General features: G+C 40.9%; 21 protein-coding genes. 9 read left to right on the top strand and 12 right to left on the bottom strand.

What is annotated here, in order from left to right; translation table 11 throughout:
- Nucleotides 1–600 precede the first annotated feature (600 nt).
- The 4 genes from AAFF35_RS10860 to AAFF35_RS10845 form a co-directional block, all read right to left on the bottom strand.
- Nucleotides 601–807, bottom strand: a complete 207-nt coding sequence (locus AAFF35_RS10860) for a hypothetical protein (protein WP_342332489.1) — start codon at nucleotides 805–807, stop codon at nucleotides 601–603.
- Nucleotides 808–929: 122 nt separating this feature from the next.
- Nucleotides 930–1,766, bottom strand: coding sequence for a siderophore-interacting protein (locus tag AAFF35_RS10855; protein ID WP_342332488.1), 837 nt, complete (start codon nucleotides 1,764–1,766; stop codon nucleotides 930–932).
- A 248-nt stretch (nucleotides 1,767–2,014) separates the two neighbouring features.
- On the bottom strand, nucleotides 2,015–2,773 hold the full coding sequence (locus AAFF35_RS10850) for a phosphatase PAP2 family protein (protein WP_342332487.1): 759 nt from the start codon (nucleotides 2,771–2,773) through the stop codon (nucleotides 2,015–2,017).
- 89 nt (nucleotides 2,774–2,862) lie between these two features.
- Nucleotides 2,863–3,549: a phosphatase PAP2 family protein gene (locus AAFF35_RS10845; RefSeq protein ID WP_342332485.1), complete on the bottom strand. Its 687-nt coding sequence runs from the start codon at nucleotides 3,547–3,549 to the stop codon at nucleotides 2,863–2,865.
- Nucleotides 3,550–3,899: 350 nt separating this feature from the next.
- Here AAFF35_RS10845 and AAFF35_RS10840 point away from each other — a divergent pair, with 350 nt between their 5' ends.
- On the top strand, nucleotides 3,900–4,748 hold the full coding sequence (locus AAFF35_RS10840) for a mechanosensitive ion channel domain-containing protein (protein ID WP_342332484.1): 849 nt from the start codon (nucleotides 3,900–3,902) through the stop codon (nucleotides 4,746–4,748).
- Between the two features lie 72 nt (nucleotides 4,749–4,820).
- Here the strand turns inward: AAFF35_RS10840 and AAFF35_RS10835 are convergent, their stop codons facing one another.
- Nucleotides 4,821–7,199, bottom strand: coding sequence for an outer membrane beta-barrel protein (locus tag AAFF35_RS10835; protein ID WP_342332483.1), 2,379 nt, complete (start codon nucleotides 7,197–7,199; stop codon nucleotides 4,821–4,823).
- Nucleotides 7,200–7,333: 134 nt separating this feature from the next.
- Nucleotides 7,334–7,666 (bottom strand): DUF6249 domain-containing protein, encoded by a 333-nt coding sequence (locus AAFF35_RS10830; protein ID WP_342332482.1) that lies wholly within the window; start codon nucleotides 7,664–7,666, stop codon nucleotides 7,334–7,336.
- A gap of 82 nt (nucleotides 7,667–7,748) precedes the next feature.
- Between AAFF35_RS10830 and AAFF35_RS10825 the strand changes: the two genes are divergently transcribed.
- Together AAFF35_RS10825 and AAFF35_RS10820 are read left to right on the top strand one after the other, a co-directional pair.
- Nucleotides 7,749–8,348: a sigma-70 family RNA polymerase sigma factor gene (locus AAFF35_RS10825; RefSeq protein ID WP_342332481.1), complete on the top strand. Its 600-nt coding sequence runs from the start codon at nucleotides 7,749–7,751 to the stop codon at nucleotides 8,346–8,348.
- 18 nt (nucleotides 8,349–8,366) lie between these two features.
- Nucleotides 8,367–8,873: a hypothetical protein gene (locus AAFF35_RS10820; RefSeq protein WP_342332480.1), complete on the top strand. Its 507-nt coding sequence runs from the start codon at nucleotides 8,367–8,369 to the stop codon at nucleotides 8,871–8,873.
- Here AAFF35_RS10820 and AAFF35_RS10815 read toward each other — a convergent pair.
- Nucleotides 8,806–9,702 carry an AraC family transcriptional regulator gene (locus AAFF35_RS10815; RefSeq protein ID WP_342332479.1) on the bottom strand — a complete coding sequence of 299 codons (897 nt, stop codon included), beginning with the start codon at nucleotides 9,700–9,702 and terminating at the stop codon, nucleotides 8,806–8,808. The genes AAFF35_RS10820 and AAFF35_RS10815 overlap by 68 nt on opposite strands.
- Before the next feature lie 90 nt (nucleotides 9,703–9,792).
- Between AAFF35_RS10815 and AAFF35_RS10810 the strand changes: the two genes are divergently transcribed.
- Complete coding sequence (locus tag AAFF35_RS10810; protein ID WP_342332478.1) at nucleotides 9,793–10,728, top strand: NADP-dependent oxidoreductase; 936 nt, start codon at nucleotides 9,793–9,795, stop codon at nucleotides 10,726–10,728.
- A gap of 73 nt (nucleotides 10,729–10,801) precedes the next feature.
- Here AAFF35_RS10810 and fabF read toward each other — a convergent pair whose 3' ends face one another.
- The 4 genes from fabF to AAFF35_RS10790 all read right to left on the bottom strand — a co-directional run bounded on the left by fabF (nucleotide 10,802) and on the right by AAFF35_RS10790 (nucleotide 13,662).
- Complete coding sequence (fabF, locus tag AAFF35_RS10805) at nucleotides 10,802–12,052, bottom strand: beta-ketoacyl-ACP synthase II (protein ID WP_342332477.1); 1,251 nt, start codon at nucleotides 12,050–12,052, stop codon at nucleotides 10,802–10,804.
- Nucleotides 12,053–12,109: 57 nt separating this feature from the next.
- Nucleotides 12,110–12,544: a PaaI family thioesterase gene (locus AAFF35_RS10800; protein ID WP_342332476.1), complete on the bottom strand. Its 435-nt coding sequence runs from the start codon at nucleotides 12,542–12,544 to the stop codon at nucleotides 12,110–12,112.
- An 8-nt stretch (nucleotides 12,545–12,552) separates the two neighbouring features.
- On the bottom strand, nucleotides 12,553–13,164 hold the full coding sequence (locus AAFF35_RS10795) for a TetR/AcrR family transcriptional regulator (RefSeq protein ID WP_342332475.1): 612 nt from the start codon (nucleotides 13,162–13,164) through the stop codon (nucleotides 12,553–12,555).
- 63 nt (nucleotides 13,165–13,227) lie between these two features.
- The gene (locus AAFF35_RS10790; RefSeq protein ID WP_342332474.1) at nucleotides 13,228–13,662 is read right to left on the bottom strand and encodes a hypothetical protein; all 435 of its coding nucleotides are present in this window, start codon (nucleotides 13,660–13,662) and stop codon (nucleotides 13,228–13,230) included.
- 66 nt (nucleotides 13,663–13,728) lie between these two features.
- Here AAFF35_RS10790 and AAFF35_RS10785 point away from each other — a divergent pair, with 66 nt between their 5' ends.
- The 3 genes from AAFF35_RS10785 (at nucleotide 13,729) to AAFF35_RS10775 (ending at nucleotide 17,684) form a co-directional block, all read left to right on the top strand.
- Nucleotides 13,729–14,622, top strand: coding sequence for a DUF4198 domain-containing protein (locus tag AAFF35_RS10785; protein WP_342332473.1), 894 nt, complete (start codon nucleotides 13,729–13,731; stop codon nucleotides 14,620–14,622).
- Between the two features lie 105 nt (nucleotides 14,623–14,727).
- Nucleotides 14,728–17,007 carry a GAF domain-containing protein gene (locus tag AAFF35_RS10780; protein WP_342332472.1) on the top strand — a complete coding sequence of 760 codons (2,280 nt, stop codon included), beginning with the start codon at nucleotides 14,728–14,730 and terminating at the stop codon, nucleotides 17,005–17,007.
- Between the two features lie 56 nt (nucleotides 17,008–17,063).
- Nucleotides 17,064–17,684: an HAD family phosphatase gene (locus AAFF35_RS10775; RefSeq protein WP_342332471.1), complete on the top strand. Its 621-nt coding sequence runs from the start codon at nucleotides 17,064–17,066 to the stop codon at nucleotides 17,682–17,684.
- A 6-nt stretch (nucleotides 17,685–17,690) separates the two neighbouring features.
- Here AAFF35_RS10775 and AAFF35_RS10770 read toward each other — a convergent pair whose 3' ends face one another.
- A complete protein-coding gene (locus AAFF35_RS10770; RefSeq protein WP_342332470.1) occupies nucleotides 17,691–18,449 on the bottom strand; it encodes an ankyrin repeat domain-containing protein in 759 nt (252 codons plus the stop codon).
- 104 nt (nucleotides 18,450–18,553) lie between these two features.
- Between AAFF35_RS10770 and AAFF35_RS10765 the strand changes: the two genes are divergently transcribed.
- Complete coding sequence (locus tag AAFF35_RS10765) at nucleotides 18,554–19,033, top strand: MarR family transcriptional regulator (RefSeq protein ID WP_342332469.1); 480 nt, start codon at nucleotides 18,554–18,556, stop codon at nucleotides 19,031–19,033.
- Nucleotides 19,033–19,743 (top strand): GNAT family N-acetyltransferase, encoded by a 711-nt coding sequence (locus AAFF35_RS10760; RefSeq protein ID WP_342332468.1) that lies wholly within the window; start codon nucleotides 19,033–19,035, stop codon nucleotides 19,741–19,743. Before AAFF35_RS10765 ends, AAFF35_RS10760 begins: the two co-directional genes overlap by 1 nt.
- The last annotated feature ends 33 nt before the right edge of the window (nucleotides 19,744–19,776 follow it).

The raw sequence follows: 19,776 nt of genomic DNA, 5'->3' as shown, positions 1-19,776 counted from the left end.
TGCGTTTTCTCTCAAGATGATCAGCCCCCCAGCAAATTTTCTTAAAGATTAACTGTATTTAGTACCACCAAATTACTTAGAATTTTGGTCATTTCATTAAATAATGATGTAAAAGTGAAAATTTTTAAATAAAAATCAGACCAACAAATCTAAAACCTTCAAAACATGGTTAAAAAGGCACAAAAAAGGGAATAAGATAATAAACCTTAAAACCAGCAAGAATAAAAAATAAATTACATCGGGAATATTAGTAGAATTAATTCCCCACATTGGGGTCATCAATACCTATTAAAATATGAATATATTGTTATGCCAACAACAATAAACACTACAAACAACAAAAAACCGACGGAAGAAAAACATAGCCGATGAGCAGGCAAAGGCTAATCATAAAAAATCAAATGAAAAAATATAATCAAAATAACACGTAAAAACACCTATAAAAACACTTATTAACCTATAATGAAATACAATGTGGATCAAAAATTAAATGAATTTTATTAAATCGTATTAAATGCCACAAAAAAACGCATAAAAACAATTTAAATGACGCTGTAAAATCTAAATGAAAAATTGAGAAGATAAGATTATGGAAATGGACTAGTCATCCGTCCAATAATCAGAAATTTTATCTCTTGAAAGAAAATAACCCAGACATAAACCAAAGGAAAGTGCAGCAATCCAAAAGTAGTGGTCAAAGTTATAATTAACGGGATCGCCGGAAAAGAGCGCAATAAGAAAAGTGGAAAGAAACATACTGCATACAGCAATCATACATCCGGCAATATAAAGTGCTATTTTTTTCATTGGAGAGCAAAATGAGTATATAAAAGCGTACAATGATATAAAACTACCGCATGAAGTATGTATAATATTTTCAGAAGTAATTACACTAAATTTACAAGATATTATTGCAATTACAAATTGTATTACTTTTCCTGATGTTCTGCTCTTCGATCTACTTCAGAACCATCTTCCGATATTCCGGATTTCCAATAAGAGTAAGCATAAAACTCTTCCCTGGTCCAGAAGGCTTCATTGCGAAGATACTGTCTGATGGTTTTCACCGTTTTGAATTCAGCAGCTACATAAGCAAACTTTCGGATCTCCTCTGCCTCAGGCAAATTCGCCTGACGAACGGCATCAGAAAGAAAAGTCCCCTCGCCCGCTATAGGGTTGTGTATCCAGTTCAGCTGAACCCTGGATTTTGTTTTCAACTCCTGTTCATCAGCTTTGCTTTCTACTTCGATATACGCAATCCCCTCTGCATCTTCAGGCAGGTCTTCCAGAATTGCACCCAATACAGGAATCGCGGTAGCATCCCCTGCCAACAGATACCAATCCGCCTTAGGATACAATTCTGTTTCTTTTGCCCTCATGGTTACGCCCAGCGCCGCCCCCGGCCCCGCATGCATTGCCCAGGCAGAAGCAGGCCCATTATCACCATGAGCCACAAAGTCAATGATCATTTCATTTTTCTCCAGATCTATTCCCCGATGGGTATACGTCCGGATTGCCGGACGAACTTCAACAGGTGGCATATCCCATTTTTCTGCTTCAAAATTCCAGTTCGGATAGTGCAGTTCATTCAAACCAGCAGGTGGTATGTAAATTTTATTGTTCACACCGACTGTAGTTATACCGAACTTATAAACATCATCTCCTGTAAGTGTGATTCGAATATAATGCGGAGTAATGTACTCCCTTCTTTTTAGGTAAAGCGTTGCTGTAACAAATTGTGCAGCTCTATTTTCTTTCTGTTCCATAATGGTAAGTAATAATTAATTTACTAAATCAACACTACAAAACTCCGATTATTTAGAACGATTACAAACAACACACAGTAATATTATATGGAATGACCTTAAGATTACATTTCTTCAAAATTGTGACGAAGATCATTTTTTGGACTTTATCATAAATCTATATTTGAATTTAATTTATTCTTACTCGATGGATGTCGACGACGAAGGGGTTGTTCCGGGAAGTTCAACCCCTTACTATTTTTGTATTTCTAAAATGTGCCATGAAAGGAAAGTCCGATTGCTTTGTCCTGATAGAGCGGCGCCATACTGTAATTTACTTTCATTTCTTTACCCAATACCATTTTCTTTAGGCGCGGATACAGATAGTAGGCCACTTTGGTCGATAAAATTCCTATCCCAGCTCCGGCAACCACATCACTAAACCAATGTTTGTTATTGTACATTCTCAAAACTCCGGTAGCGGTGGCGACAGTATACCCTGCATAACCATACCATGGAGAAACATCCTTGTACTCCTGGTTTAAAAACGTTGCTGCTGCAAAAGCATTTGCCGTATGCCCTGAAGGAAATGAATTGTATCCATTCCCATTGGGCCTCAACCGATGCGAACTGCTCTTTAAAATGGATACCGTTCCACCCATGATGGCTGAAGACAATACATAAATTCCGGTAGCATCTGCCAGGCTATGTTTACCTTTGATTCCGGCAAGATTTAAGGCATAAACAGCCAATGCGGGCGCAAACTGCGAATAATCATCTACATGTGCTGCAAACAATGGGTGATCCTCCTGAAGCTCATTTTTAGTCGTCTTATCCAGATCTCGGATCGCATTGTTCCCTAAAGACACTACCCCATAGCCGATAAATATGGCAGGAACAATCAAGGACTTAATTTTTAACGTGTTTTCTGTGGTTTTCTTTAAGGCTAGAGAATCAGGTTGCTGAACCTGCGCATATAGGAATCCCGGAAGGCAACATGTGATCAACAGGTAGCGGAGCTTTTTCATATCTTGGAATTACAACCTAAAGCTATTGCCTAAATATGTAGAAATTCTGTAGCGAAAATGAAGGAATCCTGAAGAAGCCATTTTGTAGTCTAAAATCTTCCCGAGAAAGAAAAGCCCATAGCCCTGTCCTGGTAAGCGGGCATCAGATTGAAATTGGTTTGCTTTCTGCCCATGATCAATCTTTTCAATTGAGGATACACGAGATAGCCAAGTTTTGCAGACAAGATTCCAACCCCCGCACCGGCAACGACATCACTTACCCAATGTTTGTTGTTGTAAAGCCTGAAAATACCCGTCGTCGTTGCCACTGCATATCCTGCATAACCAATCCATGGTGATACGTCTTTATATTCCTGTTTCAGGAATTCTGCTGAGGCGAAGGAAGTTGCAGTATGCCCGGAAGGAAAAGAGTCGTAACTGCTGCCATCAGGACGAAGCCGGTGTGATTGTTTTTTTGCGATAGACACAACGCCAGTCATGATTCCCATCGTAACGACATAATTCCCCGTCGCATCAAGTAAACTATGCCTACCTTTTACGCCAGCCAGGTTTAACCCATAAACAGCCAATGCAGGTACGTAACGCATAAAATCATCTGCACTTTTGGAGAATAGCGGATGGTCTTCCTGAAGTTCATCCCGTGTAGTACGGTCCAGATCCCGGATAAAATTATCCCCCTTGGCCATTAGTCCGTATCCGATAAACACGGTTGGAATAATAAAGGGTGCAATGCGAAAAGTATTTTTCTTTGCCAGGGAATCTGCCTGCTGTGCCATAGTCAATAAAGGGAAACACAGGATTAGTAAAAGGGCACATTTCAATCTCACCATCATTAATAAATTCTAAATCAAAACTATACCCCAATTTTGTAGGAAATCTGAAGTTATTCTTTGCTGTTGACAATCAAACATTCGGTTGACAATCATACTGAAGGCTCAAAATGCAATAAAATTCTGAGAACTACAAAAATGCTATAGAATTGCGGTTTAATCAGGCATCAACATTAAACGCTTCTGAATAAAAATGTATACCTGGCGGAACAATTGTTTTAAGAAAAAACCGTCAGAGGCTACAGAAATGGCATTATAAATGTATTATCCCCGTTAAAACTGAAAAATAACACCATATGACTAATTTAGAAACCGGTATAGAACGCTTACTGAACAGATTAATTGACAGCCTCCCCTCTTTTATCAGTGCCATTCTTGTTCTGGTAATAGGCATCTGGCTCATCAAATTCCTGCTGCGTGTTTTAACGAACCGCTTAAACAAAGGCAAAATTGACAGCTCGCTTACCAACTTCCTGCTTAGCATTTTAAAGGCCATCCTTTACATCCTTTTATTGCTTACCGTAACCTCGACACTTGGGATTCCGAACACATCTTTTGTGGCCGTTCTTGGTGCTGCCGGTCTGGCGATTGGCCTGGCACTACAAGGCAGTCTTTCCAATTTTGCAGGTGGCGTATTGATCCTGCTTTTTAAACCTTTTAAGATCGGCCATTTTATTTCTTCCAGCAATGGCGTAGAAGGAACTGTCCAAAAGATTGATATCTTATATACCACCCTGAAAGCAAAAAATGGAACCACTTTGTATGCTCCAAACGGGCCTTTAGCAAATGCGGTCATCAATAATGTTTCCGATAATGAGAACAGAATGGCGGAATATGTAATCGGCATATCCTACAATTCGGACATCGATGTGGCTAGGAATGTGATTTTAAAAACCCTGGCTGCTGACCCCCTTGTACTCAAAGAACCTGCACCAGTGGTACTCGTTAGCGCTTTGGCTGACAATGCAGTAAACTTAACCACCCGTGCCTGGTCTGCAAATGGAGATTTCTGGCCAACTTATCATAGAAACTATCAATTGATCAAACAGGAACTGGATAAAAACAACATTGGCATTCCTTATCCGCAGCGTGAGATCCATGTGATTTCAGAGGCTCCGGTGCCACCAGCGCTTGGCGCAGAATAATCATTTAAAGAGCCGCAAATTGCGGCTCTTTTCAGTTAAACAGCATCTTACCCGATTTTGAGTCAATCATGATCAGTTTGACAAATCATTGTTCCTGATCCCACGCTTATTTTTCTTCAATCCGCCTTTTAAGCCGCCAAAGTTATAGTTCAAATTGACGCTGAACGACCTGAAATAACTTTGGGAATGATCGGTCTGGTAAAATTGAGGACCTTCAGTCAGCGTTTTATTCGTTCTGAATTTTGTAAAGGGGTTATTGATTCCTGCGCCGAAAGACAATTTATCTTTGATCAGCGTTTTGCTGAGGCTAAAAGAAGAACTCAGCACCCCGTTCGTTGTCCCCTGAAAACCTGTTGGATTTCGGCTTTCCAGAAATAGATTCGCACTGGTACGCCAGCCACCTTCAAAATTATAACCAGAGGATAAGTTAAAAGACCAGGTAAACAGCTCGGTCTCCATTTTCTGCTCCATGGCCTCACCACTCATCCAGAAATAGATTGCACGTCCATTCAGGCTCAAGTCCAGGCGACTGGTTAAAGGATAGCGGAGATAGATAAAGCTGCTGAGTCCGGTAAGTTTTCCAGAATTATTATACGTCTTTCTTGTAACGTTGCTGACCGGATCAAAAGTGCTCACTGGCAGATCTGCCTCATTTAAAAAGGAGTAATCCATTCCGGCGTTAAAGGTTAGCTTTTTAGAACTGTTGTACCCAAGAGATATCGAGTTGACCACTACAGGACGTAAATCCGGATTTCCCGTTGTTTCAAAGTCAGGGTTTATGCGGTTTACAAAAGGATTGAGCCGGTTTATTCCCGGTCTTTTCATTCTTTGGGAAAATCCTGCATTTATACTATTCCCATCTTTTAGCGTCTTATTGATCATGATCGTTGGAAATACATTGGTATAATTTTGCTTTACATTAGCGGTATTGCTGAGGAAATCAGCATCAATCAAGGTATGCTCCAAACGAAGGCCGGCCTGAAAGTTCCAGCTTTTCCAATTCAACTGGTAAGAATTATAGGCCGATAAAACTTGTTGTCTGTAGGTTAAATGATCGCTGTTTTGTGGATCATCATCTACCTTAAAATCCGCATTGTTATTTCGAAAGATTCCTTTCGCTCCCATTTCTATCGTCAGGTTTTTATGAGGATAAACATAGTCCAGCTGTATCGTATTTTCTTTGGTATAATCGTTTTGTTCCTGCCTGTAATCCCGGCTCGGGTAATTCAGCACATTGGAGATCGATGCTGCAGTGGAAGGCTCATTTTTATTATTTTGATAACTATAAGAGAGGGTCAGCATCCGGTTCTTGTCCGCTTTGAAGCCCAGTTGATAGTCTGCCGAGAAGTCCAGTCCGCCGCTACGGGTTCTTGTTCGTTCTGCAAGGTCATATCCTTGCAGGGTTACCCCTGCTTCCATTAGCTGTGAATTTAAAAAGCTATTATTTTCAGACCAGTTTCCATTGGTATTAAACCTTGCTGAAACCAGGTTCAGGGTATCTATTTCGTAACTCAATTCTGTTCCTACATACCCTGTTCTTCCCTCCGGTTTGCGACTTCGCTGCTGGAATAAATCTGTTGGATTTGCGCCATAGGTTTGTCTGAATGCTGAACCCCTCAATTCCGGGCTATGGCTTAAATTCCCTCCTGTGAGGGCCGACATCCCCCATTTATCCTTTTTGAAAGTAAATGAGCTTCCGGCACCGGTGCTTGCATCGGGCAAACGCGTATTTAAGTTAAGGGTTCCGTTCCATTCATTATTTAATTTTTTGGTGGTGATGATATTAATGATCCCGGCCAGTCCTTCCGCATCGTATTTTGAAGGGGGAGTCGTCATTACTTCGATGCTTTGGACCGTTGACGCCGGGATACTTTTTAAAATGGATTTCAGATCTCTGGCAAACATGCCGGATGGCTTTCCGTTTAGAAAGACCCTAAAATCAGGGCTTCCTTTTAGCAACAGGTTTTGATCGCCATCCAATGAAACATAAGGGATTTTGCGCATCATATCCAGCAGCTGGTTATTTTTGCTATCAGGATCTGCCTGCATATCGTAAATGATTTTTCCTGCTTTCTGCTTGATGATGGGCCTATCGGCGATAATGGAAACTTCCTTTAACCCATTTTCCTTTGGTTGAAGGTACAGCGTATCCCGTTCTTTTGCGGGCAATTGTAAAACCTCATAGCCAAGTGCAGACAAAGTCAGGTGATACTGTTCCGGCTTAAGGTCTGTAAAGAGAAATGATCCATTATTCAAGGTCAGCATGGTTTTTAAGGTTATTCCATCTGCTGTTTTCAGGCGGACAGTCACATAGCTTAAAGGTAATTTCGTTGCCTGATCGGCTACAACACCTGAGATCCTGCTGTGGTTTTCTCTTGTTTGTCCACTTGCATAAGCAGCCAGGAACAGCAGGTGACAGATTAATATTCGGGTTACATTTTTTATAGACATGGTATCTGGATTATACGTTTTCAATATTTAAGGGCATAGCTCCGCCTAAGCGTTATTTTTGTAGCGCTCAAAAGCTAATTAACAGTAATGAAAAATGAGTTTGGGAGCCGCCGGAATGCGGCCCATGACAGGTGTTAGGAGATTTTTCGGGTAATGATGTGATTGAGAATCAAGCTGATTCCTCCGAACAGGAAGATCATTGATAAAAAGCTGGTTGATTTGGCCATTCCGTAATCGCTGAGCACAGAACCCATGATCATTCCTATGGCAACACCTACAGAAAGCATCCCATATTTCAGGGTCAGAAAGTTTGAATTTTTGATAGAATTAAAAGGGGAAACCTCTATCCCTCTATCCAGCATCGACATTCGTTCCCGGTGCCTGGTCATTAAATACACATATATAATTCCAAAAATCGCTGCGAAAGCGCCTATAGACACGATAATATCTCTTACTGTTTCATCCATGATCGTAGTTTTAAATTGTTGATATATGCCATAGGAGCGAAATAACGGGTTGTTGGTTACAAAAAATATTAAATAAAAATATATGATATTATTTGTAACCAAGTTAGCAATATGTTGCTCTTATGAGAGAATGGACCATACAGAAGATCAGATTTATGTTGACAGGGTAAAGAACGGTGATACCGCTTCCTATTCGTTTCTTCTGAATAAGTACAAGAACATGGCCTATACCATTGCGCTCAAAATTACCGGAAATGCGGAAGAGGCTGAAGATGCTGTGCAGGAAGGCTTTATTAAAGCCTATCAGGCCATCCATAGTTTCAAAGGAAGCTCCAAGTTCTCTACCTGGTTATATACGATCGTTTATAGAACGGCCATTCTGATGATCAAAGACAAAAGAATAAAGACATTCTCTATTGATGATGAGCACCATCCCCATGACGCGACTGATGGATCCGTTCCTCAGCTGGATCAGTTACACTCGGATGAGCAGGCAAAATATGTAAGACAGGCCATTGAGAAACTTCCGAAAACAGAGGCATTACTGGTTACCTTGTATTACATTAATGAAAGTACCATTAAAGAAGTTTGTGAGATCACTGGATTGTCGATTCCCAATGTGAAAATCCAATTGTTCAGGGCCAGAAAAAGACTGGAACGTGAATTAAAGTTTCTATTATAATCAGAAAGGGTTTAAAAAATGGCAGCAAAGAAAAAAGAAAGATTGAAAATGCTACTTCAGAAAGTGGAACCAGATGCACCTGCAGCGGATTTCATGGAGCAGGTCATGAAAGAAATTTCTACAGATGCGGGTATGGAAATCCCAGTCAACATTGCCCTGCAGGGTTTATTGAAGCAGCATGGAATGGCCAGCTTATCTACTGATTTTACGGAACAGGTGATGGATAGAATTGAGGCATTACCGGTAAAAAAACAAGATCAGCCCATCATTAGCAAAAGAGCAGGATTTGCCATTGCAGCTTCTTTTCTCTTATTTTCATTACTGTTGTTCTTATTTACAGGAAACACTACTACACCGGCTACAAGTCCGGACGTTTATCATTTGATCGGTCAGTTTAGTAAAGTAACACAGCAACTTCAGGTCAATGGCAGTCCTTCTCTTTACCTGATGGTTGTTCTTATGCTTGGTATTCTTTTAGGCCTGGATTATTATCTGAAATATTTTCAGCAACAGCAGAAAGCTTAGCCTTTTTCCGGTATTCTTTTGGACTGTCGCCTTTTTGTTTCCTGAAATATTTATTCAGGTGACTTTCATCGGTAAAGCCAAACTCGTAAGCGATTTCGTTGATTCTTTTATCACTGAACTGCAGGCGATGTTCGATCAGTTTAATTTTGTAATTGGTGATGTATTGCTGCATCGTTTCATCCGCATGTTTTTTAAAATACCTGCCGAGGTAAGCAGTTGAAATGCCGAAGTTACTGCTGATCCTTTCTGCCTTTAACTTATCCGGCTCATAGATATTGGTCTGGATATACTGTAAAATGTCCATTGCTTTCTCTTCATTCCTTAGGTTGACCTGCTCTGGTAAGTACTTCGCAATGTTCCGGGCAACCACAATGATTAAAGTATTGATCAATTGTTGGATGAGCTCTTTGTCGTACAGGTCTTTATGAAGGAATTCCTGTTCTATTGCCCTGACCATCGCGCTCACCAGGACTTTGTCTGTTTTGTTTTTAAGGATACAGCCTGGCCGGTGATTGGCATTGTTCAGGATGTATTCCAATCGTTTCACATTTTCCGCCAGGAGGCTATTGTTCCTGATATAGATGTCATTGAAACGGAGGAAGAAAAATTCTGTAGTCGTCTCGACGTCTAAAGAATGAGCATCCTCCGGAGTGATTAAAAACAGTTGTCCCGGATGGTAAGAAAAATTATTCTTATTGATATTTTGTAATCCTGTACCGGAAATGACATAAATCAATTCAAAGAAGCTGTGCTGGTGGTCATGCTTAAGACATTCCCCGATTTTTTTAAAAGTAATCGAAAAGGGTTCATGTAAGTTTTCCTTGATCATGTGACAAAAATACCAAATTATAGAAAACATATACCATTTTAACAGGACAAATACGGTATAACTTTGTGTTATCATAAAAAAGAGCATAAAATGAAAGCAACCCTATTAAAAGAAGCAGGAGCAACAGATCAGTTGGAAATCTCACAAATATCGATCCCTGTGATTCAGGCAGACGAAGTTTTAGTGGAGGTAAAAGTGATTGGCATCAACCCTATCGACATCAAAACCAGAAAAGGAAAAGGCCGTTATGAAATACTAAAAGTAGAAAACCCGATCATCCTGGGCTGGGACATTTCCGGCATCGTAAAGGAATCAAAATCTGATTTATTTAAAGTGGGTGATGAAGTTTTCGGAATGGTTAACTTTCCCGGCCATGGAAAAGCTTATGCAGAATATGTGGCTGTTCCGGCTAGACATTTATCGCTGAAACCAGCAAACATTACACATCAGGAAGCCGCAGGAGTTCCCCTTGCCGCACTTACGGCCTGGCAGGCCATTGTAAAAGCCGGAGTTAAAAAAGGCGACAGAGTCCTGATCCACGCAGCTGCAGGTGGTGTAGGTCATTTTGCCGTACAGATGGCCAAACATCTGGGGGCTTATGTAGTCGGCACTTCCTCTGAGAAAAACAAAGATTTCGTATTGTCAATGGGTGCAGATGAGCATATTGACTATACCGCCAATCCATTTGAAACGCAGGTGAAAAATATAGACTTTGTCTTGGATACCATGGGTGGAGATTATATTGACCGTTCTTTGGAAATCATGAATTCCGGAGGAACGCTCATCAGTATTCCCAGTGCATTAAATACCGGTGTGGAGGAAAAATCTAAAGCCAAAGGAGTAAATGGCTACGCCACATTTGTTCAATCCAGTGGAGAAGATATGAAAACTATTGCCGGACTACTGGAAAAAGGAAGCCTTAAATCACACATCTCCGAGAGTTATACATTTGACCAGATGGCTGCTGCACATCATCAGATAGAAAGCGGAAGGACCGTTGGTAAGATCGTGGTTACGTTGCCTTAATCCAGAATTTCAATAACAAAAAAGGGTCTGTATCGTACGATACAGACCCTTTTTTGTTATTATTAAAATATGCTTATGCTTCGTATTTTTTAAAGATCGAAGTAGCGGTATGACCACCAAAACCAAAGGTATTGTTCATCACATAATTCACTTTTTTAGCGATTGATTTACCTAAGACGATGTTTAATCCTTCAGGAATAGCTTCATCCAGGGTAACGGTATTTGTGGTACCCGGAATCATATCGTGTTTTGCAGAAAGAATACTGATCACACTTTCCAGCGCGCCTGCAGCACCCAATAAATGGCCTGTCATAGATTTTGTTCCGCTAATTGCCACTGGTGAATCTTTAAAGACCGCTTTAATTCCTTTAAGCTCGCTTAAATCACCAAGACCAGTTGAAGTTGCATGTGCATTGATATAGTCAATTTGTTCCGGTTGAATTCCAGCATCGGCCAATGCCTTTTTCATTCCCTGGATTGCACCTAATCCTTCCGGATGGGTACCGGTTAAATGGTAAGCATCAGCAGCCATTCCACCCCCAACCATTTCACCATAGATGGTTGCTCCTCTTTTTATGGCATGTTCGTATTCTTCCAAAATTAAGGCAGCAGCACCTTCAGCGATGACAAAACCATCACGGTCTTTATCGAAAGGACGTGAAGCGTGTTCTGCATCATCGTTATTTTTTGACAAGGCCTGAGCAGCATTGAATCCGCCCACTGAAGAATCAGTAATCGCAGCTTCAGAACCACCGGCAATCATCACGTTTGCTTTGCCCAATCTGATCGTATCAAAAGCACTGATAATTGCAGTATTGGAAGAAGCGCAGGCAGAAACCGTACAGTAGTTAGGTCCATGCAGCTGGTTGCGGATCGAGATCACACCTGCCGCGATATCTACAATCATTTTAGGAATAAAATAAGGATTGAATCTAGGGGTACCATCACCCAGGTGGTATTCTTTCAATTGTTGCTCAAAAGTACCTATTCCTCCGTTTCCGGTTGCCCAGATTACGCCTACTTCATAACGGTCTTCTTCCGCCATGGTGGAGAAATCAAGGCCCGAATCTTTGATGGCCTGGTCACTTGCTGCAATAGCAAACTGGGTAAAAACGTCATATTTCCTGACTTCTTTTTTCTCCAGGTAATCTTCTGCATTAAAGTCTTTGACTTCACAGGCAAAATGAGTTTTAAATTTGGTAGAATCAAATTTGGTGATTGGTCCTACTCCACTTTTACCTGCAAGGATATTCTTCCACAATTCATCTACAGAATTTCCTAATGGACTAATAACTCCCATTCCGGTTACGACTACTCTTTTCATCCTATTTTATTTGTTTTATATAATATTGTTGTGGGCAAAACTGCCCTTTATATCAATTTATTTTCTTTTCTCAGTGCGCAAAAGGTTACTATACCCCCTGGCGATAATTCTGGTACGTCCTTCATTCCAAACTTCGCACTGTACATTGGCAATTTGGTTTCCTTTTTTGATCATGGTGGTTTCCGCAATGATGAGATCCCCCTCTTTCGCAGAAGCAAAATAATCAATTGCCAGGTTTACCGTTACATAATAACAGGGCTCATCATAACCAAATAAAGTTGCGCCAATCGCATCGTCAATGATGGCAGCGGTCATCCCTCCATGAAGAATTCCCATCGGATTGGTCATCTCGTTCCTGATGGTATATTTCAAAATCAACTTTCCTTTTTCTACTAATAAGATCACCGGCTTCAGCCAATTGAATAATGGAGAAGGTGAAGTGGTCATTTCATTGCCGATGTTCTGTGTAAAAAATTCTGAGGGTGTAAGCATATCAGTTGTTAAGATTCATTTGGATTGGAAATTCGTTCGATCAGTTCCCCGATCACCGAAACAATACCATCCATCAGGCTATTGTTATGGGTTACTTTAGACATCATCATTCCGCCTTCAATGAGTGCAATAATCGTTGTTGCCGTCTCATTACTATTGGTATCCGGCTTAAATACATGGGTAGCCATCCCGTTTTCTATCAATGTGGCCAGGCTGCTCATCCAGCTCATAATTCCTGCTGCTGCTTTTTCTCTCAACACCTCACTGGTATCATCCGCCTCCACACCGGTATTCATCAATGGACACCCTCCTTCCGGAAATGGGGTCTGATCAAAGCTATGATAAACCTGAGCATGGGCAAGCAATTTCTCCTTATACCCATCAAACTGGCTTACTTTTGCCTGGATCAACTGCTGCACCTGTGATAAGTTGTAATCAAAGGCGGCAATTGCTACGGCTTCTTTGTTTTCAAAATTACCGTAAATACTTCCTTTGCTGAGTTTGGTCGCCTCGATAAGATCAGACAATGCCGTACCTGCATATCCCTGTTTATTGAAGATTCCTGAGGTAGATTCTACAATATACTGACGGGTACTTTCTGATTTTGCTACAAATTCCACGGCACAAATATACCGATCGGTATTTGAAAAACAAATTAAATGACTCCATCCCGGCAGAAAAGGTTAATAAACCGAGTCGCTCTTCTCGAAATGAGGGTTGTCCGTCTCTGTTACCACCGGATTTAGTTCTTTATCTATAGCAGTATATTGAGCCAATGCCTGAGGGTGCAAAGCCAGAATCCCGTTTACCTGATCTTCTTTTCCAAGCGCAAGAAGTTCGTTCAGCATTTTGACGTCCTCCACATTCAGCGTATTGTTTTCAAACTTAGCGGTCCAATGGTTGATAAAATTAGATACCGTTTTGGTTTCCATTTCAGTTGTAATCGGGCTAAGGCTTTTTTTCAACTCATCAGCCTCGTAACGTTTTAAGTTGTACGATGGATCAAAAGCTTTGAAAAAAGGCATGTTATACCTCGATATTTTTCTAAAGGAAAGGAAGAGATAAGGCAGGATGACAATAGCAATCAGGATTAAAGCGCCAATGGTGAGGTTGTTCATAGAATATAAATCGTCTTATGGCGGCAAAAGTAATAGAAAAATGAAGAATAAGAAATTGTATTCCCGATGTCATTTATTAAAATCAGGAAAAAACAGATTACATTTCCATTTAGTTTTGTGGATATGAGGTGTACTTATCCATTGTTAATCGTCCTGTTTTTCTTATCTGGTTTCCAGGCACATTCCCAGATCCGGCTCATCGTTTTAGACCAGTACAACTTAAAAAAAGGAGATACACTACAGGCCAGCTTATCCAGCCATGTCCACCTGGAATCGGAGTCCGCTCCCCGTTCCACCACTACCCTATCCACGGAGATCCAGCTGTTTCAGAAATCAAAGAAAATAAACTTAAATCCATTTATTTCTGCAGACCATACTTTATTAAAGTATAAACCTGAGTTAACAGGGGCTGCATTGCTGGAGATTTCACAGCGGAGTTTTGGCGAATATTCCAGGGAAGAGTACCTGACTAACCTTAAAGAACAAGGATTAGTTCCCATTGCCCAACAACTGGAGTCTATTCTCAATGGAAAAGACCGGGTAAAGGATACCGCCATATTTTACACCAAATCGCTCATTACCGTAGATAAAAACAAACCATTTTCAAAAGAGCCCATCACTAATGATCATGAAATTACCCTGAAGAGCAATCCGGCCGGAGCTACTTATGGCGATCAGCTCAGTGCATTGCTTACCATTCGTGGCAAGCCTTTATCCAATGCCCCGGTGGTGTTGTATGTGAAAGCAAAATCCGGAAACATCATCAGTGAACTGCTCAGTTCAGATGCCGATGGAATGCTCAATATAAAACTGGATATCGAAGGTGTTTATTTTCTACAGCACCTGTTTATCGCCAATGTCAGCACCAATAATGAAGTCAGCAGTTTATGGACTACCTTTAGTTTTGAATTCCTGAATACCGTGCATAAACGCGACACTTATTCGGAGTTTGGATTTTAAGATTCCTTTTTTGATTCGGATGAATGCTGTAATGAGATCATCATCATAACCGATAAAAAACAATTACATTCTAATAAAAATTAGGTTATTTTTGATAAAAAAAACATGACGCTGCTTTCCATTCAGGATACCCCATTTGTTGTAAAATTGAGTTTCGACAAATATATTGAGGCCATGGAACAGGATCCCTCTGAAAGTCAGCAGGCCTTGTTGGAAGAAGTCGCCCTACATCCGGAACTGCGGACAGGGATTACAGAATTGGCAGGGATTGAGCCTCATTTGGAGCTGATGTCCCGTTTACTGGCAGATTTTTTCCCGAAGGGTCTGACTCATAATGAAATCAAAGCACTCAGCATCCCCTATACAAATACGATTTTTAACCATACAGAACGGTTTAAAGCAATTTTAACAGCGGCCGGAGACTCCTTTAAAATGGACATCAGGGGCTTTGGTGAGCATCAGTTTTATGTCCTCAGCTGCTGTCTGATTTTAAATCAATACTACGGAACGCAACTGGATTTCGGTAAGCCCCTGTTTTATGATATCCCTATGCAAAATGGTGTTGCCAAGCATTACAGGATCATGTACAATGGGGATTATTTAGAAATAGAACCTAATCCACATGCTTCCAAACTTAGTCCGGAGGAGATCGACCTCCTGATCAATAACTTCGATGACCTGGAACTATGGAAAGAAAAGTTCCCACCTAAAAGCTGGACGCTTAAAGGTTTTGCCCTGATGACCTTGTTTGATGCCACTACTGAAAATGCGGTATCGATCTTTAAAGAGAAGTTATTGAAACTGAATGCGAATGATTTTCAGACCAGCATTGAGTCTATCTTTCAATCGATATACCGGACTGCCGACTTACAGGTAGGGATTACCCTCTACCATCCGGAAGAGCATACTTTTGGGATCACCACACTTGGACAACCCATCAAAAGCTTTATTCTGCCGGATGTTCAGCAAAGAGCGGATCAGGAAGTACTATGTGCTGATTCTTATCGCCGGCTGGTGGAGGAAAAACGGAGCTATGTAGTTTCAGATGTCCCGGGATTTCAGGCACATGATCCGGAGAATGTTTTATTGAACCGTTTTTTGGCACAGGATGGTAAGAGCTTTATCCTGGCACCAATTGTTAGGAACGACGTCTTGTTAGGTGTTCTTGAAGTGGTTTCCCCAAGGCCTAAAGACTTTAACAGCATCAATGTAAATAAATTAGATGAGGTCATTCCTTTTTTAACGGACACCATTGAACGGCTCATTTCAGAACTCCGGGATCGCGTTCAGGTCGTCATTCAGGAAAAGTTTACCACCATTCATTCCAGTGTTTACTGGAAATTCCGTGCAGAAGCACAGCGATTAATTTACAACAGGCAATTGGGTTTAGGTTCAGGAACTACCGAAATTATTTTTCCTGAAGTTTATCCCTTATATGGGCAGATCGACATTAAAGGCTCCTCAGAGGCAAGAAACCAAAGCATTCAGCAAGATTTCAGTACTCAGCTTCACCGGATATTCCCTATTCTGGAGCAGATGAAGGATGTTTTTGAAAACATTGATCAGGAAAAGAAAATGGTCAGGGGATATTTGAATGCACTTTCTTTACCGCTTCAGGCAAGTACAGAACAGCAAATCAGCAATTATATTGAAACCAGAATTCATCCTCTTTTTCATGCAGTAAAGGATCCGGTTACCGGTGCTTTGATTGAAAATTATTTCAAATGTACCGACGAGAAAACAGGAAGTTTTCACATCAGCAGAAGACGGTATGAAAATACGGTTGCGATCATCAATGATGAAGTGGCGAAAATTCTGGATCAGGAACAGCTTCATGCACAGAAAATCTTCCCTCATTATTATGAACGTTTTAAGACAGATGGCGTAGAGCACAACCTGTATATCGGCGCATCCATCTCTCCCAAACGGCACTTTGACTTTACAAAACTTCATGAACTGCGTCTTTGGCAACTGCGGACTTTAGTGAAAATGGAAATTGCCCATCATCGCTTAAAACCACATTTACCTTACCCTTTAGCGGTCACGACACTCCTGCTCAGCTATCACTCGGCGATCACCATTCGCTTTAGAATGGATGAAAAAAGATTTGATGTAGATGGCAGTTACAATGCCAGATTTGAAATTGCCAAGAAACGAATAGATAAAGCCAACATTAAAAATACCACGGAAAGGATTACAGAGGCTGATAAGGTCACGATCGTCTATACCAATGCTACGGAATATGAAGAATACCTTAGCCACATACAGACCTTAAGAACGGAAAATCTGTTGGCGGCAGAAACAGAACATTTAGAAGTGGAGGATCTTGTAGGCCTTTCCGGTTTGAAGGCCCTCAGAATGAAAATTATACACACAACGTCATAAATTAAAATTTCCGCTTTCGGAAAGCAGATAAATAAGCTGAATCGTTACCTTTAATCATGATGAAACCTACCACAATAAAAGCGTTGCTTCTCGATATAGGTGGTGTATTGCTCACCAATGGCTGGGATAGTGCTTCCCGGAAACTGGCAGCAGAACACTTTTCTCTTGACTTAAAGGAATTGAATGATCGTCACCGCATCATTTTTGAGGCTTATGAATCGGGAAAAATGACGCTCGATGAATACCTGAACCTCCTGATATTTTGTAAGGAACGTGATTTTAGCATTGCCGAATTTAAGAACTTCATGTACGGGCAATCGCAGCCCTATCCGGAAATGATTGCACTGATCAAACAGTTAAAACAAAAATATGGATTGCAGATCATTGCTGTGAACAACGAAGGCCGGGAATTAAATGAATACAGGGTGAACCAATTTGACCTGAAAAGTATTTTTGATATCTTCTCTTCTTCCTGTTTTGTGCGCACCCGCAAACCCGATAGAGATTTTTATACCCTCGCCCTTGACCTGGCACAAGTAAAAAAAGAAGAAGTCATTTATCTGGACGACAGGCCGGTTTTCATACAGGCAGCACAGCTGTTGGGCATTCCCGGAATTCAGCACAACAATGTTGAAATGACCACATTGGCTTTTGCCGAATACGGATTAAACGTATAATACGGTTTAATGTTTCAGGTATTTGCAGGGAACATTTTGAGGCTGATAATCGATGCTATAGGCTGCTTTAAGTAATCTCGTAACGATTTCTGATTGAATGCGCTCATTTCTATGCATTTGAGGCAATAAACCCATCATCGCATAACTGATCGGGTTGACCGCAGGGATTAGTGTTTCCCAATCATAACCTTTCCCCCAGATCAGTCCGGGAAGCGTTATTTTAAGGTCTGCTCCCTGGGCAATCAAGTAATCCAATAACGCTGCCGATTGATGGCCATTTTGATTTACCGTATGAAAAAGAGGTGTTTGTCCGCCGAAACCGTTTTCATCAATACCTGCTTTTACATCGACATCCATTCCATATTTTATTAAGACTTCCGCAGCTGCGGCTTGGTTAAATTCAGCACAAATGTGCAATAAAGAGGCTTCATACAGAGGGGTATAGGCACAGCGAAGGTTGTATTTTCTATGGATTAGCCGCGGATCGGTTTTCAACTCCTGTTCAAGAGCCGTTGCATCGTCCAGCAATACGGCTAAAAACACTTTGTCGTCCAATTGGAGTCCATAATCTACAAATACTTTCACGATGGATTTAAATGCAGGACTTCTCGTGTATTCACTTGTCAATTCATAGATCAAAGGTTCCTTATTAAAAGAGGAATTGGGATCAAGCCCATTGGCAAAAGCTGCACTGATTCCTGCAACATCATGGACTTCAATGAGGTTGGCAAATTCGTTTAAAAAACCCGGTTTTAACATTGTCATTTATCTGTTAATTTACGATAATTCCTCCGGAATTACACTTTTAATTTTGAGGTTTCCCATCAGGCCATTACATTTGGTAAATATTTACGTAAATACTTACCTATATGAAACAAAACATCATCAATGAACTGGGAGCTTTAGCTATTGGAAGCCGTATGAGAAGGCTTCACGATGCTTTATCCAGAGATGCATCTAAAATATATGAGGAGTATGAATTACAATTTGACATCAAATACTTTCCTATTTTCTACCTGATCAGCAGGAGGAAACAGATCGGGATTATGGACATTGCAGAAGAATTGAGCCTCACCCATCCTGCCATTATTCACCTCGCAAAAGAGTTAGAGAAAAAAGGATATATTGAATCCATTGCCGCTCCTGAAGATCAGCGGAAACGGATGCTCCGCCTCTCGGCAAAAGGTAAAAAAAGCCTTCCTTCTTTTGAAAAGGTTTGGGAAAAAATCGGCGAGTTGAACCAGCAGCTTTTTGAGCAACAACACCAATTGCTTCAAACGCTTGATGCCATAGAGCAAACCCTAGACGAAAAATCATATTACAGAAGATTTCAAGACACCTTAAAATAATGAATACAAATGAATATCAGGTGCAAGATCAGGTAACACTGCTTGACCGCCCCATCTGGAATGCTTTAAACAGTAAACATTCCGGTTTCGCCCTTGGCAACGAATACGCAAAAAGATACCCTGCCCATATCCTACCTTTTATAGGTCTTGACCTGGATTCGGAGCAACCACTGGAACAGCTGAAAGCATGGATGAAGCCCGATGAAATTGTTTATGCGATTGGTGATCTTCCGAAGATTCCTGATTCCTGGCAGTTGTTAAATCAGCTGGATTGTGTGCAAATGTTTTGTCCTGAGCTGAGCGTTACGACCTTAGATGAGTCTGTAGAGATCATTACCCTAAAAGAAGAAGACCGGGCAGAAATGTTCGAGCTCATTACCAGCGTACAGCCGGGATATTTTGCCAAAGACACTCCCCTTCTTGGGCATTATAACGGTATCCGTGTGAAGGGAAAACTGGTCTCTATGTCGGGCGAAAGGTTGGGTCTGGATGCTTTCACAGAACTGAGTGCGGTATGTACCCATCCGGATTTTACCGGTAAAGGCCTGGCCTATCAGTTGGTTTTAAAGACCTGCCTGGACATGTTTCAGCGTGGCACAAAACCTTTTTTACACGTGCTAAACAGCAATACCAGGGCCATCAACTTATATGAAAGGCTAGGCTTTGTAAAAAGGAAAGACATTGCCTTTAACCAACTTAAATCATTATAAATCTTAAAAACTCCCCCCTTTTTACAGATCATG

Origin of the sequence: Pedobacter sp. FW305-3-2-15-E-R2A2 (assembly GCF_038446955.1) — a bacterium.
Taxonomy (GTDB): Bacteria; Bacteroidota; Bacteroidia; order Sphingobacteriales; family Sphingobacteriaceae; genus Pedobacter.
The sequence above is the reverse complement of the archived record's forward strand: the minus strand, read 5'-3'. Positions and strand labels throughout refer to the sequence as shown.

Bases quoted from the DNA above. Each gene is read 5' to 3' on its own strand.
- AAFF35_RS10845 (WP_342332485.1), bottom strand. From the start codon at position 3,549: ATGGCACAGCAGGCAGATTCCCTGGCAAAGAAAAATACTTTTCGCATT.
- AAFF35_RS10780 (WP_342332472.1), top strand. From the start codon at position 14,728: ATGACGCTGCTTTCCATTCAGGATACCCCATTTGTTGTAAAATTGAGT.
- AAFF35_RS10785 (WP_342332473.1), top strand. From the start codon at position 13,729: ATGTCATTTATTAAAATCAGGAAAAAACAGATTACATTTCCATTTAGT.
- AAFF35_RS10760 (WP_342332468.1), top strand. From the start codon at position 19,033: ATGAATACAAATGAATATCAGGTGCAAGATCAGGTAACACTGCTTGAC.
- AAFF35_RS10790 (WP_342332474.1), bottom strand. From the start codon at position 13,662: ATGAACAACCTCACCATTGGCGCTTTAATCCTGATTGCTATTGTCATC.
- AAFF35_RS10835 (WP_342332483.1), bottom strand. From the start codon at position 7,199: ATGTCTATAAAAAATGTAACCCGAATATTAATCTGTCACCTGCTGTTC.
- fabF (WP_342332477.1), bottom strand. From the start codon at position 12,052: ATGAAAAGAGTAGTCGTAACCGGAATGGGAGTTATTAGTCCATTAGGA.
- AAFF35_RS10825 (WP_342332481.1), top strand. From the start codon at position 7,749: ATGATATTATTTGTAACCAAGTTAGCAATATGTTGCTCTTATGAGAGA.
- AAFF35_RS10810 (WP_342332478.1), top strand. From the start codon at position 9,793: ATGAAAGCAACCCTATTAAAAGAAGCAGGAGCAACAGATCAGTTGGAA.
- AAFF35_RS10840 (WP_342332484.1), top strand. From the start codon at position 3,900: ATGACTAATTTAGAAACCGGTATAGAACGCTTACTGAACAGATTAATT.
- AAFF35_RS10820 (WP_342332480.1), top strand. From the start codon at position 8,367: ATGGCAGCAAAGAAAAAAGAAAGATTGAAAATGCTACTTCAGAAAGTG.
- AAFF35_RS10860 (WP_342332489.1), bottom strand. From the start codon at position 807: ATGAAAAAAATAGCACTTTATATTGCCGGATGTATGATTGCTGTATGC.
- AAFF35_RS10855 (WP_342332488.1), bottom strand. From the start codon at position 1,766: ATGGAACAGAAAGAAAATAGAGCTGCACAATTTGTTACAGCAACGCTT.
- AAFF35_RS10815 (WP_342332479.1), bottom strand. From the start codon at position 9,702: ATGATCAAGGAAAACTTACATGAACCCTTTTCGATTACTTTTAAAAAA.
- AAFF35_RS10770 (WP_342332470.1), bottom strand. From the start codon at position 18,449: ATGACAATGTTAAAACCGGGTTTTTTAAACGAATTTGCCAACCTCATT.
- AAFF35_RS10830 (WP_342332482.1), bottom strand. From the start codon at position 7,666: ATGGATGAAACAGTAAGAGATATTATCGTGTCTATAGGCGCTTTCGCA.
- AAFF35_RS10765 (WP_342332469.1), top strand. From the start codon at position 18,554: ATGAAACAAAACATCATCAATGAACTGGGAGCTTTAGCTATTGGAAGC.
- AAFF35_RS10850 (WP_342332487.1), bottom strand. From the start codon at position 2,773: ATGAAAAAGCTCCGCTACCTGTTGATCACATGTTGCCTTCCGGGATTC.
- AAFF35_RS10775 (WP_342332471.1), top strand. From the start codon at position 17,064: ATGATGAAACCTACCACAATAAAAGCGTTGCTTCTCGATATAGGTGGT.
- AAFF35_RS10800 (WP_342332476.1), bottom strand. From the start codon at position 12,544: ATGCTTACACCCTCAGAATTTTTTACACAGAACATCGGCAATGAAATG.